The organism is Methylomonas defluvii (assembly GCF_033949435.1).
Classification (GTDB): Bacteria; Pseudomonadota; Gammaproteobacteria; order Methylococcales; family Methylomonadaceae; genus Methylomonas; species Methylomonas defluvii.
In genome coordinates this window covers 61,959-77,961 of sequence record NZ_JAXARY010000021.1, presented here as the reverse complement: position 1 = coordinate 77,961, position 16,003 = coordinate 61,959, and the positions used below count along the sequence as shown (strand labels likewise).

Here is a 16,003-nt window from a genome sequence, read left to right as displayed (position 1 = left end):
AGTGGCGAAAATTTCAAATTCAAATGTGACATATTGTCGCAGGTTGAGTTTGAGCGTTAAACAGTTCAGCGGTATGTAAATCGCTCTCTTACCTCAACCAACCCTTCCTTTTAAAGAAAATAAACGGCAATAATACCGAGATAGTCATCAATCCGAGTGCAAAAGGATAACCCAGCATCCACTGCAATTCCGGCATATTCTCAAAGTTCATACCGTAAATACTGGCAATCAGGGTGGGCGGCAACATTGCCACCGAAGCAACCGAGAAAATCTTGATCACCTTGTTCTGATTGATATTGATAAAACCGACGGTGGCATCCATTAGGAAGTTAATCTTGTCGAACAAAAACGCGGTATGGCTATTAAGCGATTCTATATCGCGCAGAATTTGCTGCGCATCTTCCAACTGCGTGGTATTCAGCAGTTTGCGGCGAATCAAAAACGACACGGCGCGCTGAGTATCCAGCATATTCCGGCGGATTCGGCCATTTAAATCCTCCTCTGCGGCAATATCAGTCAAAATATCCGCGGCTTCTTCGTCGCTAATATCCTGGCTCAAAACTTTTTTGCTGACAATTTCCAACTGCTCGTAAATATTCTCCAGCGCATCGGCGGAATACTCGGCTTCGGCGCCGTATAAATCCAGCAACATATCCTTACAGTCAGAGACAAAGCCTGGCTGCGTGCGGGCCCGTAAACGCTGTAAGCGAAACACCGGCAATTCTTCGCTACGTACCGAAAACAACATGTCGCCGCGCAGTATGAAGGCGACAGGTACACTGCGCGATTTGCCTTCGCGATCCAGTAAAAAATCCGAATGTATATGAATTTCGTGCTGATCCTCGACGTAGAACCGGGCGCTGGCTTCCAAATCGGTCAAATCCAGGGGGTCCGGCAACTCCAGGCCATAATGTTGCCCGATAAGCAGCCGCTGCGCCTTGCTTGGCGCCAACAAATCGATCCAGATCGGCTTGATGGCGTACAAATCGTGGCGGCAGGTAATCGCCACTTTGGCGAGGCGACCTTCGACCAACTCGAATGCGCTCATTTGTCCCACGCCACAATGCGGTTCTCGGTCGCCGACCAATTCCTCGCGCAAGGTATCGGACAATTCCCAAAGCACATCGTCCTGTCTGGCTTCCTCGACCTGCTGCCAAACCAAGTTCGCATCTTCCAGATCCAGAGCATGCAGAATTTGCCCAATTTCGATAGCAGACAGCCGCGCCAACAGACTACGCAGTTCCACCATGTGCTGCTTTTGTACCAAAGCAGTGATCAGCTTGCGACGCGGCATAGGCTGATTGTTCAGCATGCCTTCGACAAGCTTATGTTTTTTCAACAAATCGTTGATTGTTTGTAGCGACAAGAGCAACTCCGGAATAAAGCAAGCACCAAATTTTTTATTCGGCGGGTATAAAACGGCTAACTTTAAACCAAAACGCTGACAAAAAATCCTTCGCCGCTCTTCGTTGAACGGCGAACTTCAGTAAATTTAGACAAAAGCACTTAATTTTGATGACACATCAAACGATGGATTGATGCAAACCATCTGCTTAAAGTAGTTACTGACAGATAATTCAAACAATATGCAAGTCCAGGCGCCACGTAAACAGACGCGGCGATAAGCAAGCAATTCCGAGTTAAATACGGCCGTATTGGTCTTCGTAACGGACGATATCATCTTCGCCTAGGTAGCTGCCGGACTGGACTTCCACCATTTCCAATGGAATCACCCCCGGATTCTCCAGGCTGTGAATAACCCCCAAAGGGATATAAATCGATTCGTTCTCGGTGACTAAAATTTTCTCACCGTTTTTATCTACCCAGGCAGTACCTTTGACAACTACCCAATGCTCTGCGCGGTGATGATGCTTTTGTACTGATAATTTGGCGCCGGGCTTCACGACAATACGCTTGGTTTGATGGCGCTCACCGGCATCGACCAAATCGTAATGTCCCCAAGGTCTGTAAACTTTACGATGCACGCTGGCTTCACTGCGTTTCAATTTTTTCAGTTGATCGACTACTTCCTTGACGTCTTGCACCCTATCTTTCGCGGCGATCATGACCGCATCGTCGGTTTCGACCACTACCAAATTATCCACGCCGATCACCGCTACCAGTTTATTAGCCGAGTGAATATAGGAGTTGCAAGTATCCACCGTTAACACATCGCCTTTGATGGCGTTGCCGGCTGCATCTTTATCCGTTACGTCCCAAAGCGCGGACCAAGAACCGACGTCATTCCATTCCGCATCCAACGGGATCACTACCGCCTTATCGGTTTTCTCCATCACCGCGTAATCAATGGAATCTGATGGACACGTCGAAAAAATCTGCTTATCCAATCGAACGAAGTCCATATCCGGTTTAGCGGCCCGCAGAGCCTCCCTGCATACTTCCAGCATTTCCGGATTGAATTTTTCCAGCTCACGCAAAAAGCAACCCGCTTTAAAAGCGAACATGCCGCTGTTCCAAAAATACTCGCCACTTTCCAGATAGCGCTGCGCGGTTTGCAAATCGGGCTTTTCAACAAATGCGGCAACTTTATAGGCTTCACCGTGGCGGGTATCGCCGCGCTTGATGTAGCCATAGCCTGTTTCCGGCTCGGTTGCGACGATGCCAAACGTCACCAAAAGATCCTGTTTCGCCAACAGTTCGGCTTGAACCACCGCCCGATGGAAAGCGGCACGATTACCGACCACATGGTCAGCTGGCAAAATCAACAACACATCGTCTTCGGAGCGTGCACTTAATGCCGCCATCGCTACGGCCGGTGCGGTATTTTTGCCGACAGGCTCCAAAATAATGGCAGCCGGTTTGATGCCGATTTCCCGCATTTGCTCTGCGAGCATAAATCGATGGTCTTCGTTACAAACCGCAATGGGTGCTTGTAAGCCGGCAACGCCATCAAGCCTTAAAATGGTTTCCTGAAGCATGGTGTTGCCGGACACCAATGGCAAAAATTGCTTGGGATACTGACCACGAGACAAAGGCCATAGCCGAGTTCCTGAACCGCCTGATAATACTACCGGGATCATAATGTCGTTTTCCTTACGGGCTGAATGAAAATGGGTTGAGCTAGTCTAACATTTAGGTAACTGCTGGGGTCAAGCCTTGGATCAGGTAATTTGACTCGCAAATTTGCCCCTGCGTTTTCATTGAATTGTCACAATAAGCTCGGCGCAGCCGTTTAATCACAACAAGCTATCGCGAGCTGTTTCAATTTTTGCCGGGCCAAATCGTAATCTCCATCCGGGGTTTCGGTATACATCACGACAAGCAACTCAGCGGATGCATCACCTGACAAACGTTTCAGCAATTGCCACCATTTAGCCAGATAGGCATTGGCGGTATTTTTGTTGCCAACCCGATACCAACGCTCAACCAACAAACTCCGATGCGTACTGTTTAGTACCGCTTCTTCAATATCGCCGCTTTTATCGGCCGCCCACTGCATGGCAATGACGTCGTCATGCAGCATCCGCCATATCGGGTGTTTTTGCGGCACCAGATAATTTTGCGAATTGACCAGTTCACCGCCTTGGGTTTCATCGCCAAAATTGGCAAAATACATACCGACTATCGTTTGACCATCGCTTAAATAAACTTTGGCATCCGCCACCACGCCCTTAAAATTGGGCTCCCAACCCCAATCGGGCACTGCAACCGGCTGCCAATCAGGCAAAGACGGACTGCTAAAGCGCTCGGGTACCTCGACGTGGGCGGCCTGTAGTGCGGATAGGCCTTGTGACGCAAAGGGCCAAATAAAAACGCATAAAGCGGTTACTGTTAAGGCTGGCCAATAATGTTTGTAAATCGTTGCAGCATCAGCAAGGTTAGAGTCACCCGCCAAATCCAGGGTCGATGCGGCCCCTACCCCAGCATCCGAATCGTGCCAAAAAGAGCCAAAATAAAACAACGCAAACATGACGATCCCAAAAAACACCCAGCCGTAAACGATGTGATCGACACCCGCAGCCAGTTTCATGTTACTGAAATGGCCTATCATCACAATCAAATAGGCGCGCAGACCGTTAGCTAAAATTGGCACCAAGAAGGAGAGCGTAATGAAGATAGTCCGTTTGTTGTAGCTGCTGTAATTGAGATAGGCATAGACCGAACCCAGTGTTAGCGAAGAAATCAAATAACGCAAACCACTGCAACCCTCTACCACCGACCAGTTACCCGAGGTTAGCGTAAAAAACAAGCCTTCCCGGTAAACACTCATTCCGGTCAGCCGTATCAGCGTAACGACAAAGGTGGCGGTGTATTCCATTAAAGGCGGAATAAATGCTTCCCCGAATGGCACCATCAAAAATAAAAACACTATCGGAAATAACATTTGCGCGACGGTATGACTGCCAAGCACAGCCCAAAAACCACCGACCAAAACACCAACCACGGCCCATTGCTGAATCACCGCCACATGCACCAAATCCGCAATTAACCAGCCAAATCCGCTAACGATAATAAACAGCAAACCTAACGGGCTAAAAACCGGCCGTAAATCTCGATAGAGCTCCCGGCGCGACCAAATCAACCAAAGACTAACCGGGGCCACTAAAAAACCGTGCGTGAATGTGTCTGACCGCGACCAAATAGCGACAATTTCTGACCAGGTCTCAAAAAAAGCCGCTACTGAAACCAGGGTAACCAACACGACGCCCAGCAGTGGTTTACGCCAGTGTTCAGACAGTCCTAAAGCTTTTAACATTCTAATTCCTCTGCTATTTAGAGTTTTGTTATGGTTACTCAACTACGAACGCCCGCGTCGTCTATGTGCTACAGAGCCTAGACTCATCCCAATGTTTAGCGAATGGCTATTTACCGCTGTTATCATAAGCCTGCTGCTATGTCGACCACATCTAAAGTTTGCGCAGTGGTTTTCAGCTAGTTCACTAATCTCTGCTACGATAAAAGTTCAGCGCGTTGGTCGACCCAATATTCAGGCTTTTTAATTATTAAACAAAATCCATGGTAGTTCTGTTTTTTTTAGGTTTCTGGCTGGCCTGCCTTACCGGCTTATGGCTGTGGAAAAAACCCTTATTTATCGCTACCTGGCGTGAGCCCTATTTTGCCGATACGCCGGTTTTAATCGAAAGCGACGACTGGGGTCCGGGTGGCGACTTCCACGCAGCCCGTTTAACAGAGCTGCTCTCCATGCTGGCTCAACACAAAGACGCTGTAAACCGCTCTGCAATACTTACCGCCGATATGGTGTTAGCCGTTCCGGATTTAGCAAAGATCGAATCCACGGGCCAATACCACAGGCGCATGCTGGACAAAGACTTCCCGGCCATTTTTGCAGCACTGCAACAAGGCATACAACAAGACACTTTAGTGCCGCAACTGCATGGGATGGAACACCTGAACGGCAAGGCCTTCGCGGAATTATGCCGGCAACAAGACCCGCGCCTGGCAACCGCTCGCGCAACCAAGGATTGGTGGGACTGGGAAAAACTGGATTCGCCGCTACAAGGCCACTATGTAGACGGACGCAATTTACCTACCCAGGCAATTGACGCCGCGGAAGCCAATTCACTGGTCGCAAATGCCATGCAATGTTTTACCGGCATGTTCGGCTATCCCAGCCTCAGCACAGTCGCCCCGTGCTATTTATGGAACGATGAGATCGAACAAAGTTGGCAACAGCAAAATATCATCGCCATTCAAACTGCCGGCTACCGCTGTACCGGGCGCAATGAAACCGGACATTATTTTCAGGATCCTCCGCTGATACGGGTCGGCAATACCAATCGTTTCGCACAACTTTACCTCGTTCGCAACGTGATGTACGAACCTGTTGACGGCAAAAACACACCGGCCAGCGCGTTTGCCGAAGCTGAAATGGCTTATCGCCAAGCCCTGCCTGTGAGTATTTCCACACATCGCTACAATTACACGCGCTCGGAAGACGAATGCCAACAAGCGATACGTGGATTAGACCATCTTTTAGGGCAAATCAGGGCGAATTTGCCCAACGTTCGCTTCTTGGCGTCCCCGGAACTCGGCGAATTCTTGCAAAACAAAACCGACAATATCGTTAATCATTTCAATCAGCGTCAATGGCCAGCAATTAGCTTAGCTGCGACGCACCGCAAAACCGGAGCATTTCTATACCGTCTATACTATAGGCACAGAAAATTAGCGCTGATCGGTTATTGCACCGGATTAATTGTACCGGCGTGGTTGATCTGCAAAACCAGTCTATAACCATTCTAACGTATCGAAAATTTTGATTAGCCCAAAATGAAAATCAGCGCCGTCATTCCAGCGTATAACAGCGCGACATTCATTCGTGCCGCCATCGAAAGCATCCAGGCGCAAACCAGCAAAGTTGACGAAATCATCGTGGTGGATGATGGCTCCACGGACAACACCGAACAAGTCCTTAAGACGTTTGCCCATACCGTCATTTATCACAAACAAGCCAATCAAGGCCCATCCGCCGCGCGCAATAAAGGCATAGAATTGGCTAGCGGTGACTGGATTGCATTTCTGGATGCCGATGATCAATGGACTGTGGACAAAACCACCAAGCAAATCCAAGCATTGCAAACCAATCCGGAACTCCACCTGATTGCCGGCGACATGACGGAAATCGACAACGACGACCAACTGCTAACCCAATCGGTGTTAGCCAAACATAAAATGTTGGACTATTTCCAACAGCTGGCCGGAAAACCAGTTCCCAACGCCCTTGCCGCGTTAGTGAAAAAAAACTTTATACCGACAGGTACCGTTTTGGTGAAGCGCCAAACCTTGCTTGAAGCAGGCATGTTCAATACCGAGATTCGCTATGGAGAGGACTTGGAATTGTGGGCAAAAATCGCCACGTTTCACGCAGTAACGTGCCTTCCCGACATTTTGATGCTGCGCCGCCAGCACGGCAACAATGCCACGCAAGCCAGCGAAGGTATGTTAATAGACTTGACCAAGGTCACGGAGTCTATTCGAAACTTTGCCTCGTCCCAACTAACTGCTCAAGGCATTTCGCCGAATAGTCTGGTGGCGGAGGCGCAATGGACGCTTGGCTACTGGTATTTCAGCGGCGGCAATAATGCCAAAGCCAGAGAGGCCTTTAAAAAAAGCCTCTCCCAGGATTTCACACTTACCAATCTACTCTATCTGATTTTCAGTATCTTGCCAGCCAGCTTAATTAATGCGCTACGTATCATTAAACAAAAATTCGCAAAATCCTGAGTATATGAGAATATTCCTTAACGCTTTCTACGCTGATATTGCCAAACTCTGATTTCATGTCGACCAACAACCTCCCAAAAAGAATTATCTATGTCGAAAACGGAATTGGTTATGGTGGAGCCATTATCTGTTTGAGACATTTAGTCAGAAATCTTGATCGTGATCGCTTTCTACCTCTGGTTGTGACAGGACGCAGCGGTCCGCAATATCGGGAGATTGCCGATGAAGCCTTATGGAAACACATCCCGGACCGCCATATAGACATCGTGGCGTGGCGTGCAAAAGCGGAATCGATTCAATGGTTAACGAAGGTGTCTCCCCTGCGGTTTTTCGTCAATCAACTGATAGCCAGAAGCGACGATTTATTTAATTTTTTACCGTTTTTTCTCGACTTGCTTTGGACTGCATGGCGTTTCAAAGCCGACTTGATCCATGCCAATAACGAGCCGCTTTGTAACAGAGCCGCACTCTTGGTAGCAAAGATTTTGCGTATCCCCAGTATTTGCCATGTCCGTGGCAACCCTGACGGACCGCATTCAGCGCGCTGGGCTTATTCCCTACCCGATCATTTTGTGTCCGTCTCCCATTGGGTTGCCAACAGCATGCGTGAAAAATTAGCCATGCACGACGAGAAAATTAGCGTGGTCTATGATGGCATCGCTTTGGATAAGCTGAACAGCCAAGCAGGTGGCTCCTTATTTAGGCAACGATTCGATTTACCTGCAAATATCTTTATCGTAGGTTTAGTAGGCTTACTTATTCCTTGGAAAGGGCAACAACTATTTATCGACGCGGCTAAAATACTGCAAGACCAAGTACCCCATTTAAAAATGCTGATTGTCGGTGGAACGCCAGACGACTGCATCCCTTACGAACGAGAGCTTAGAGAACGTGTAAGACAGGAATCGCTGTCGGATACCGTCCACTTTATCGGCCACGTCAGCGACATGATAGAAGCCTACAAAGCGCTGGATATTGTGGTCTCAGCATCCACTAGCCCCGAACCATTAGGTACGGTCGTCATCGAAGCGATGGCGTTAGGCCGGCCATTGATCGTACCAAACCATGGCGGCGGCGCGGAAATGGTTGAAGATAATCAAACCGGACTGTTATTTAACAGCGGTGACGCGGAAAGTTTGGCAGCGTCTATCCTTAAGTTTTACCGCTCCAGCGAGTTGATGAATCGGTTGGCCAGTAACGCCCGGGCCAAAGCATTAGCCACCTTCGACGTCCGGCAGCACACAGAAGCGATACAGTCCATATATCAAAAGTTTTTATAAAACAGTACTCAAGCAAATTCATGCGCCAGAAAAAAGTCAGATTACTTCCATTGCTATTTATTGCCTGTATCCGGAATGCGGCAGCCGACTATCCGAAAACCGACGCCGATTACGCCTTCCTGCCACCCTACTGCAAGGCGCGCGCATCCGATCAAAAATCGCCTGACTACCAAAGCTGGAACCGAAAGCTCGGCGACGACTTCATTCATATCCACCACTATTGCGCAGGCTTACACACCATGAATTTAGCCTTCAGAACCCATGACGAGGCAGAAAAACAGTCTAAATACCGCGCGGCAGTGGGAGATCTTCTATATGTACCGGATCACGCCTCGCCTACTTTTAAGTTAATGCCAAAAATATTTTACGATGTCGGTCAAGCCTACCAATTCATGGGTGAAATTGATGAAGCAATTGCCGCCAACTTAAAGAGTATTTCGCTTGATAAAAATAACTCTTTTCCTTATGCCGCCTTGAGCAGTTTGTATCAAAGAAAAAACATGAAAGCAGAAGCTAAAACCATTTTAGAAAAAGGCTTGGAACACAACCCCAACTCGAAAATATTGCTTAAACGCATGAAGAATTTCAAATAATCCCCATCTCTAATTAAAAGCTTAACCGCTACCGATTGGATTATTCAGTTAAAATAAATACCCATGTTACGAATCGCCAAAAACTTATATACCTACAGAGAGCTAATAGCCGCACTCACCTGGAAAAACATCGTTATCCGCTATAAGCAAGCATACCTCGGAATTTTATGGGCTGTATTAAAGCCTATTATGTTAATGCTGGTATTTACCTTGGTTAAGGGTTTTGTGGGCATAGAAACCGGGGGCTTACCTTATCCGCTTATTACGTTTGCAGCACTAATACCTTGGGTATTTTTTCAGGAATCAGTTTCTGAGGGCGTCAATAGCGTAACTTCGAATGCCAATTTGATCAAAAAAATATATTTCCCGCGTGAAGTGTTTCCATTAACCGCGATGGTTACCAAACTAGTGGAATTAGTTATCAGTTTTGCGATATTGGCGGCCATGATGATTTATTATCATGTCATGCCCACTCTGCATGCGGTCTGGATACCGGCTTTCGTGCTATACACGATGATAGTCGCCTTAACAATCAGCTTCTTTGGCGCAGCGATGAATGTATACTACCGCGATATAGCTCAAGCAATACCAATAGCATTATCTTTATTGATGTACGGTTCCCCAGTCATCTATCCGTTGAGCTTGGTACAAAAGAAATTAGTTATCGAACAGGCAGCGGGCGAGTGGTCCAATGATCTGTATTTTTTATACACACTTAATCCATTAGTGGGCATTATAGATGGATTTCAAAGTGTTTTAATTAGAGCAACAGAGCCCGATTTAAATGTAATTTATCCGGGGTTAATTTTGATTTTGGTAATACTACCGTTCAGCTATTGGTTTTTTAAGCGCGCGGAAAGTTGGTTCGCCGATGTCATATAAGATTCGGCAAAAAACTTCAAAATTACATCATTAATTAGCATATATGGCCATCATAGAAGTCAACCACCTCACCAAGGAATACCAACTCGGTCACCTTACCAGTTTGAAGGAAACCGCTTTAAACACCATGAGACGCCTCGCCTTCCAACCGGTTCACGAGCGCGAGCGTTTCAAAGCGCTTGACGATGTCAATTTTCACATCAATGAAGGTGAAGTAGTCGGCATCATCGGGCATAACGGCGCAGGTAAAAGCACTCTGCTCAAGCACTTGGCCAATATCAGCAAACCCACCAAGGGCGAAGTCATTGTTAAAGGCAGCGTAGCACCGTTGATTGAAGTGGGTGCCGGTGTCAATCCGGAACTAACCGGCCGAGAAAATATTTATCTTAATGGCGCCATCCTGGGTATTCCCAAAAAAATCATTCAACAGAAATTGGATGAAATCATTGATTTCTCCGAGCTAGAACAATTTATTGACACACCGGTTAAACGTTACAGCTCCGGAATGACTGTTAAATTAGGTTTTTCTATTGCGACTAGTATGGAAGCTGATATTCTTATTGTTGATGAAGTATTGTCAGTCGGCGATCTAGCATTTCAAAGAAAGTGTTTTGATCGAATGGAAAACCTTATAAAACACAACAAAAAAACTGTTTTAATTGTCTCACACAATATAAGACAAATAGAAAGACTATGTACAAGAGCTATTTTATTCGATCATGGCAAAATTCAAAGCGATGACACGCCTGAAACAGTATGCGACCTATATTACTCACAAAGTGACACAAAAATAAACAAGCAAATTAAAGAATCTCGCCAACTATCAAAGAACAATCAAATAGGCAGTGGAGAATTTGAACTTATTCGAATGCATTTAACCACGCAAGACGAACAAGAAGTATCATCAATTATTCACAAAGGAAACATTGATGTAGTTATAGAGTTCTTTTTAACTTCACCACTGGAACATATAACTTTTGGATTAGGAGTGCATACTACAGACTTTTTATATCTCACAACACACAATAGTGAAAATGAGATTCCAGAAATGGCGTTAGCGGCAGGAAAACATCAAATTAAATGCACTCTAAAACACATTCCTTTACTACCCGGCATTTATTCCTTAAGGCTTGGAGTTACAGCATCTAAAGTTACACGCACGATTTTTTATTCAGAGAATATTTTGACATTCCAGGTTATGCCAGAATTAGGAAAATCGCAAACCACAACAATGCGGGATGGATTCTTCGCTTTAGATGCCCAATGGATCCCCGTAAATTAATTATTAAAGCACATGAAATCAGCCATTAAATGCCGTATTTGTGACTCAAAAGACAATCATCAACGCTTTATATTAAAGGAAATGATGTTTGGTTCCAACGAAGAATTCGAATACTTCAAATGCTCTCACTGTGGATGCCTTCAAATCACTGATATTCCTAGCAACTTATCTAGATTTTATCCTGATAATTATTATTCCTACCAAAAACCTATTTCAGATAAAACCTCTAAAATTTATACTTGGCTACAAAAACAACGCTGCAAAACGGCGATGTTCGGAAAAGGTGTTAAATTTAATAGAATACTATCGAGATTCATAGACTTACCATATGAATGGTACAAAACAGGACCATTACTCAAAAAGGCGCTATTTAAAAATTTCGACGACGCAATATTGGACATAGGTTGCGGAGAACATTCAAACTGGCTCATTGAAATAAAAAAATTTGGCTTTAAAAATCTAATTGGCATTGATCCATTCATTAAAATGGATAAAGAAGAACAAGGAATAACTTACTACAAAAAAAGCCTATTAGAAATGGAAGGGAAATTTAAATACATCACATTTCATCACTCGCTGGAGCATATACCAGACCAAATATCTCAGCTTGAAGCCGCCAGCAAGTTGCTATCACCTGGCGGTATTTGTCTAGTTCGGATACCACTAGTGTCTTCATATGTTTGGGAAAAATATGGTGCTAGCTGGGTGGAATTAGATGCACCAAGACACTTATACCTTCATACAAACAAAAGCATAAAATTACTTGGAGAAAAGGCTGGTTTACGTTTGATTGATACAATCTATGACTCAGATGAATTTGAATTTGCAGCGAGTGAACAATATCAAGTAGGTATTCCGCTTTTTGACGAGCGATCATACCTAGTCAACCCTAAAAACAGCATTTTTTCCAACTCCCAAATGGATGAATTTAGAAAAGAAGCTGAACGTGTAAATAGAGAAGGTTCCGGTGGTAGAGCCGGATTTTATTTCGCTGCTAACAAATAAAAATATGGCATACAACCAACCAAAAGTTGCTATTTTAATATTAAACTGGAATGGAAAAAAAGACACGCTGGAATGTCTTGAATCATTGACATTATTAAAATATAAAAATTATCAAACTGCTGTGATAGATAATGGCTCCAACGATGACTCAGTGGAAGCTATAATGAAACAATATCCGCAAACCACAGTTCTACAGACAAACGCAAATCTAGGCTACGCAGGTGGAAACAATGTTGGAATTAGCTGGGCAATAGATAATAATTTTGATTATATATTTTTATTAAACAATGACACTATTGTCGACCCCTACTTAATTAATTCCCTCATAACCTCAGAACAAAAACAACATAATAAATCAATTCTTGGTGCAAAAATATACTTCTACGACAAGCCAAACACACTATGGTTCGCAGGCGGTCGTTGGCTAAAACAATTCAATCGATTTGAACATATAGGTTATGGCTCAACCGACAACATTAACTTCAACAACTTAAACGAAGTGGACTATATTACTGGTTGCGCACTGTTTGCATCTGCTGCCACATTTAAGGATGTAGGATTATTGGATGAGCAGTTTTTTCTTACTTACGAAGAAACTGATTGGTGCTACCGTGCGCGAAAAAAAGGTTATAAGTGTTTCGTGGTTCCTGATGCAAAGCTGTGGCATAAAGTCTCCTCTTCTTTCGGTGGAGCCGAATCGCCGCTAGTAATTTATTTCATGACTAGAAATAAATTACTCTGGGGAAAAAAACATCTAACTTATCAAGCCATACTCAAACTTCACAAAGATAACTACCACATATTGCGTAATATTTTCTTACCACCCATTACCTTATACAACCCTGAATTACCTTTGATAAAAGGTCTGCTTTGGTCATTATCCACTTGGCTCAAAACAATCAAACTCAATATTTCGAAACCAGCAAATATAGCAACTTTAATTGCAATTCGAGACTATTATTTTAGCAGATTTGGCGACTGTCCTGAGAAAATTAGACAACTAAACATAAAAAAATAAAACCACAATTTTCAATCGCCGTTTTTTTTAAATTTACTCCAGAAGCAACTAACACATTAAAAATGAATATTCTAATAGTAAGCATGTGGTTGCCAATGCCTGACCGAGCATCCGCCGATCTTCGTTTTTATACTTTTTTAAAAATTTTATCGAAGTCGCATCAGATTACCATCTGTCCCTTCAACTTAAATGAACAAGTTGAAGAAATTGGAGAAGAAGCAGTTCAAGGCTATCTAAATATACTCAAAAACCTTAGCATTCATCTCGGCACTACAGATGTATTAACCACCCTTAGAATCGAAAAATTCGATATTGTTATTTTCGAATATTTTCATTACGTTAATCGCTATATTGATTTTGTTAGATTTTTTCAACCGAAGGCCCGTATTTTAGTTGACTCAGTTGACATTACGTATAACCGATTCTTTTCAAAGGCCAACTTAACTAAAGACTCCGCTGATTTTAAATACGCTGAAACTATAAAAAATCAAGAACTTTCAGCCTACGCCAGAGCGGATATGACTATCACTGTAACGATTGATGATGATTTACTGCTTAAAAAAGATATTTCCAATATAAAAACCTGTATTTTGCCTAATATCCATAAGATTCCTGAACGGCTCTTGCGCACTCCACCTTATACCAAATTATTATTTGTTGGTGCTTTCAAACACGAACCGAATATTGATGCCATTCATTATTTCTGCAAAGAAATTTTTCCAAAAATATTAGAAGTCAATCCTAATTTCCAATTGGAGGTAGTCGGGCCAAACCCACCAGAGTCGGTTCTAGAACTACAATCTGAAAATATTTTTATTCGTGGATTTATTGAAGATCTGGAAGAACATTACCGTAACGCTCACATATCTATCGCCCCACTACGTTTTGGCGGAGGAATGAAGGGTAAAATAGGTGAAGCGTTGAGTTACGGTATACCAGTAGTGACCACCCAAATAGGTGCTGAGGGGTTTGGGCTAACTAACAATGAAAATATTTTAGTCGCAGAAACCTCAAATCAATTTGCGGAACTTGTCTTAAAAGTTAGCAGAGATGAACAGTTTTACGAAAAGCTGTCAATCAATGGGTATAACTTCATTAAAGACAAATATTCCGAAGATGCAACCAACAAAAGAATTACAGAGATAATAGACTCTATCCCGCTAATTACACCAAAAAAACTAAGCGTTATTACGAGGATAAAAATGTTTGTAAAATTCAGTTACAACCGACATTTTGGTTGGCGGCTAAACAGTACTAAATGAATTTAATTTGATCATACTCCGACACTTTTCGTGATTCGACCAACCCCAAATGATTACGCCGTACAAACCCAAAAGAATTCTATTTGTACAACACGGTGCCACCGTGATGGGCGGCGTCGAGCGACTGTTGTTACAAATCTCGGACTCCTACCGGGACAGGGGTATTGAATCCATCGTGGTATTGCCCGAAGACGGGGAGCTCGTGACCCGTTTAAATGCTATCGGCATAAAAACCTATATTATCCCGAGCATTTTATTCCCTGGCTCAAACAACGCCGGCATCAATCTATACCTTGCAGGTACTATCGAACGAGCACAAGCGGTATTACAGATCATTAAAGACGAAGCAATCGATATAGTTCATACCAATACTGTCTACCCATTCGATGGCGCTTTAGCGGCAAAAATGGCCAATATTCCGCATATCTGGCATGTACATAGTAATTTCGATATCGATACCACTCCTACGCTGCTAAAGGCCTACAACTTATCCGATCAAGCGATTAGAGCGCTTTACGCCGCTCTTTGCGATACTTTGGTAGGGGTGAGTAGGCGTACTTTGAAATTTTTTGAAGGAGACCCCAGGATTTCCTCGCGTGTCATTTTGAACGCGCTCAAGATAGACGAGTTTGATCATAAAACCTTATCCCAAAGCGGCGAACCAAACTTACGCGATTTATTAAAAATTAATAGTAATTACCCGATAGTCGGCTTCGTTGGCAGGATATGCGATCAGAAAGATCCTTTAACATTTGTGCGAGCGGCCAAACTTATTTCCGAAAAAAATCCGGAGGCGCATTTTGTAATCATTGGCCCCCCAGATGATAAAACTCTAAAAAAGCTAGTCGAAGACGAAATTTGCCGTTCTCGTAATCCAAGCCATTTCCATTTCCTAGGCGAAAGAGAGGACGTTCCTGCCCTGTTGCCGCAACTCAGCGTCATACTCATCACATCGATATTCGAGGGACTTGCCGGCGTCTGCCTTGAGGCCCTTGCAGCACGCTGTCCTACCGTGTCAACACGTTGTGGAGGTTCTGAGGACGTAATTGTGGATGGTGAAAACGGTTTTTTGGTCGATATAGGGGATTATGAAGCTATAGCGCAAAAGACTTTGAGAATTATTGAAGATCCTGAGCTCTCTAATAATTTAAAGATTTCCGGAAGAAAAATAGTTGAAAAAAACTTTTCCTGGGAATGCTTTATCGATAATTTTATAGCTTTATATTCTGAATTACTGAAAAAAAATAATGATCGGCAAAAATCCGACCCGGCCTTGGAGCTCTGCTTTCATCTTATCGCGCAAAATGCTGCGCTAAACTTAAAGCTCGAAGCCCACAATTCCAGACTTATTGAATTGGAAGGTTTTTTTGAGCGACTGCAAAACAGTAATGTATACCGCATCACCAAGTATATTTATAAAATACTTGGCGGGCATGTAAGGTCATAAAAACCAATCATGCATATTAGGCCAAACG

The 16,003-nt window shown here is 44.0% G+C and carries 13 protein-coding genes; 10 read left to right on the top strand and 3 right to left on the bottom strand.

All coding sequences use genetic code 11. The features are described from left to right. Positions 1 to 88: 88 nt before the first annotated feature. The 3 genes from corA to xrtA all read right to left on the bottom strand — a co-directional run bounded on the left by corA (position 89) and on the right by xrtA (position 4,717). Positions 89 to 1,366, bottom strand: coding sequence for a magnesium/cobalt transporter CorA (corA, locus tag QLH52_RS19375; RefSeq protein WP_033159561.1), 1,278 nt, complete (start codon positions 1,364 to 1,366; stop codon positions 89 to 91). 274 nt (positions 1,367 to 1,640) lie between these two features. Then, positions 1,641 to 3,041 carry a mannose-1-phosphate guanylyltransferase/mannose-6-phosphate isomerase gene (locus QLH52_RS19370; RefSeq protein WP_171694834.1) on the bottom strand — a complete coding sequence of 467 codons (1,401 nt, stop codon included), beginning with the start codon at positions 3,039 to 3,041 and terminating at the stop codon, positions 1,641 to 1,643. Between the two features lie 152 nt (positions 3,042 to 3,193). Next, complete coding sequence (gene xrtA, locus QLH52_RS19365) at positions 3,194 to 4,717, bottom strand: exosortase A (protein ID WP_319962634.1); 1,524 nt, start codon at positions 4,715 to 4,717, stop codon at positions 3,194 to 3,196. Between the two features lie 260 nt (positions 4,718 to 4,977). Here xrtA and QLH52_RS19360 point away from each other — a divergent pair, with 260 nt between their 5' ends. The 10 genes from QLH52_RS19360 to QLH52_RS19315 all read left to right on the top strand — a co-directional run bounded on the left by QLH52_RS19360 (position 4,978) and on the right by QLH52_RS19315 (position 15,975). Further along, positions 4,978 to 6,216 carry a hypothetical protein gene (locus QLH52_RS19360; RefSeq protein WP_319962633.1) on the top strand — a complete coding sequence of 413 codons (1,239 nt, stop codon included), beginning with the start codon at positions 4,978 to 4,980 and terminating at the stop codon, positions 6,214 to 6,216. A 36-nt stretch (positions 6,217 to 6,252) separates the two neighbouring features. Beyond that, the gene (locus QLH52_RS19355; protein ID WP_319962632.1) at positions 6,253 to 7,206 is read left to right on the top strand and encodes a glycosyltransferase family 2 protein; all 954 of its coding nucleotides are present in this window, start codon (positions 6,253 to 6,255) and stop codon (positions 7,204 to 7,206) included. A gap of 56 nt (positions 7,207 to 7,262) precedes the next feature. Then, a complete protein-coding gene (locus QLH52_RS19350; protein WP_319962631.1) occupies positions 7,263 to 8,486 on the top strand; it encodes a glycosyltransferase family 4 protein in 1,224 nt (407 codons plus the stop codon). Between the two features lie 20 nt (positions 8,487 to 8,506). Then, entirely contained in the window at positions 8,507 to 9,079 is a 573-nt protein-coding gene (locus QLH52_RS19345) for a tetratricopeptide repeat protein (protein WP_033158988.1), read from the top strand. A 63-nt stretch (positions 9,080 to 9,142) separates the two neighbouring features. Then, positions 9,143 to 9,961: an ABC transporter permease gene (locus QLH52_RS19340; RefSeq protein WP_033158989.1), complete on the top strand. Its 819-nt coding sequence runs from the start codon at positions 9,143 to 9,145 to the stop codon at positions 9,959 to 9,961. Between the two features lie 43 nt (positions 9,962 to 10,004). Beyond that, positions 10,005 to 11,243 carry an ABC transporter ATP-binding protein gene (locus tag QLH52_RS19335; protein WP_319962630.1) on the top strand — a complete coding sequence of 413 codons (1,239 nt, stop codon included), beginning with the start codon at positions 10,005 to 10,007 and terminating at the stop codon, positions 11,241 to 11,243. Between the two features lie 12 nt (positions 11,244 to 11,255). Continuing rightward, on the top strand, positions 11,256 to 12,248 hold the full coding sequence (locus tag QLH52_RS19330; RefSeq protein WP_319962629.1) for a class I SAM-dependent methyltransferase: 993 nt from the start codon (positions 11,256 to 11,258) through the stop codon (positions 12,246 to 12,248). Between the two features lie 4 nt (positions 12,249 to 12,252). Continuing rightward, a complete protein-coding gene (locus QLH52_RS19325) occupies positions 12,253 to 13,266 on the top strand; it encodes a glycosyltransferase family 2 protein (RefSeq protein ID WP_319962628.1) in 1,014 nt (337 codons plus the stop codon). Positions 13,267 to 13,328: 62 nt separating this feature from the next. Then, positions 13,329 to 14,528, top strand: a complete 1,200-nt coding sequence (locus QLH52_RS19320; RefSeq protein ID WP_319962627.1) for a glycosyltransferase — start codon at positions 13,329 to 13,331, stop codon at positions 14,526 to 14,528. 49 nt (positions 14,529 to 14,577) lie between these two features. Next, entirely contained in the window at positions 14,578 to 15,975 is a 1,398-nt protein-coding gene (locus tag QLH52_RS19315; protein WP_319962626.1) for a glycosyltransferase family 4 protein, read from the top strand. Positions 15,976 to 16,003: the final 28 nt, after the last annotated feature.

Excerpts from the sequence above, each read along its gene's own strand:
- QLH52_RS19340 (WP_033158989.1), top strand. The coding sequence starts at position 9,143 with ATGTTACGAATCGCCAAAAACTTATATACCTACAGAGAGCTAATAGCC.
- QLH52_RS19320 (WP_319962627.1), top strand. The coding sequence starts at position 13,329 with ATGAATATTCTAATAGTAAGCATGTGGTTGCCAATGCCTGACCGAGCA.
- QLH52_RS19360 (WP_319962633.1), top strand. The coding sequence starts at position 4,978 with ATGGTAGTTCTGTTTTTTTTAGGTTTCTGGCTGGCCTGCCTTACCGGC.
- QLH52_RS19330 (WP_319962629.1), top strand. The coding sequence starts at position 11,256 with ATGAAATCAGCCATTAAATGCCGTATTTGTGACTCAAAAGACAATCAT.
- QLH52_RS19325 (WP_319962628.1), top strand. The coding sequence starts at position 12,253 with ATGGCATACAACCAACCAAAAGTTGCTATTTTAATATTAAACTGGAAT.
- QLH52_RS19350 (WP_319962631.1), top strand. The coding sequence starts at position 7,263 with ATGTCGACCAACAACCTCCCAAAAAGAATTATCTATGTCGAAAACGGA.
- QLH52_RS19345 (WP_033158988.1), top strand. The coding sequence starts at position 8,507 with ATGCGCCAGAAAAAAGTCAGATTACTTCCATTGCTATTTATTGCCTGT.
- QLH52_RS19370 (WP_171694834.1), bottom strand. The coding sequence starts at position 3,041 with ATGATCCCGGTAGTATTATCAGGCGGTTCAGGAACTCGGCTATGGCCT.
- QLH52_RS19335 (WP_319962630.1), top strand. The coding sequence starts at position 10,005 with ATGGCCATCATAGAAGTCAACCACCTCACCAAGGAATACCAACTCGGT.
- xrtA (WP_319962634.1), bottom strand. The coding sequence starts at position 4,717 with ATGTTAAAAGCTTTAGGACTGTCTGAACACTGGCGTAAACCACTGCTG.
- QLH52_RS19315 (WP_319962626.1), top strand. The coding sequence starts at position 14,578 with ATGATTACGCCGTACAAACCCAAAAGAATTCTATTTGTACAACACGGT.
- QLH52_RS19355 (WP_319962632.1), top strand. The coding sequence starts at position 6,253 with ATGAAAATCAGCGCCGTCATTCCAGCGTATAACAGCGCGACATTCATT.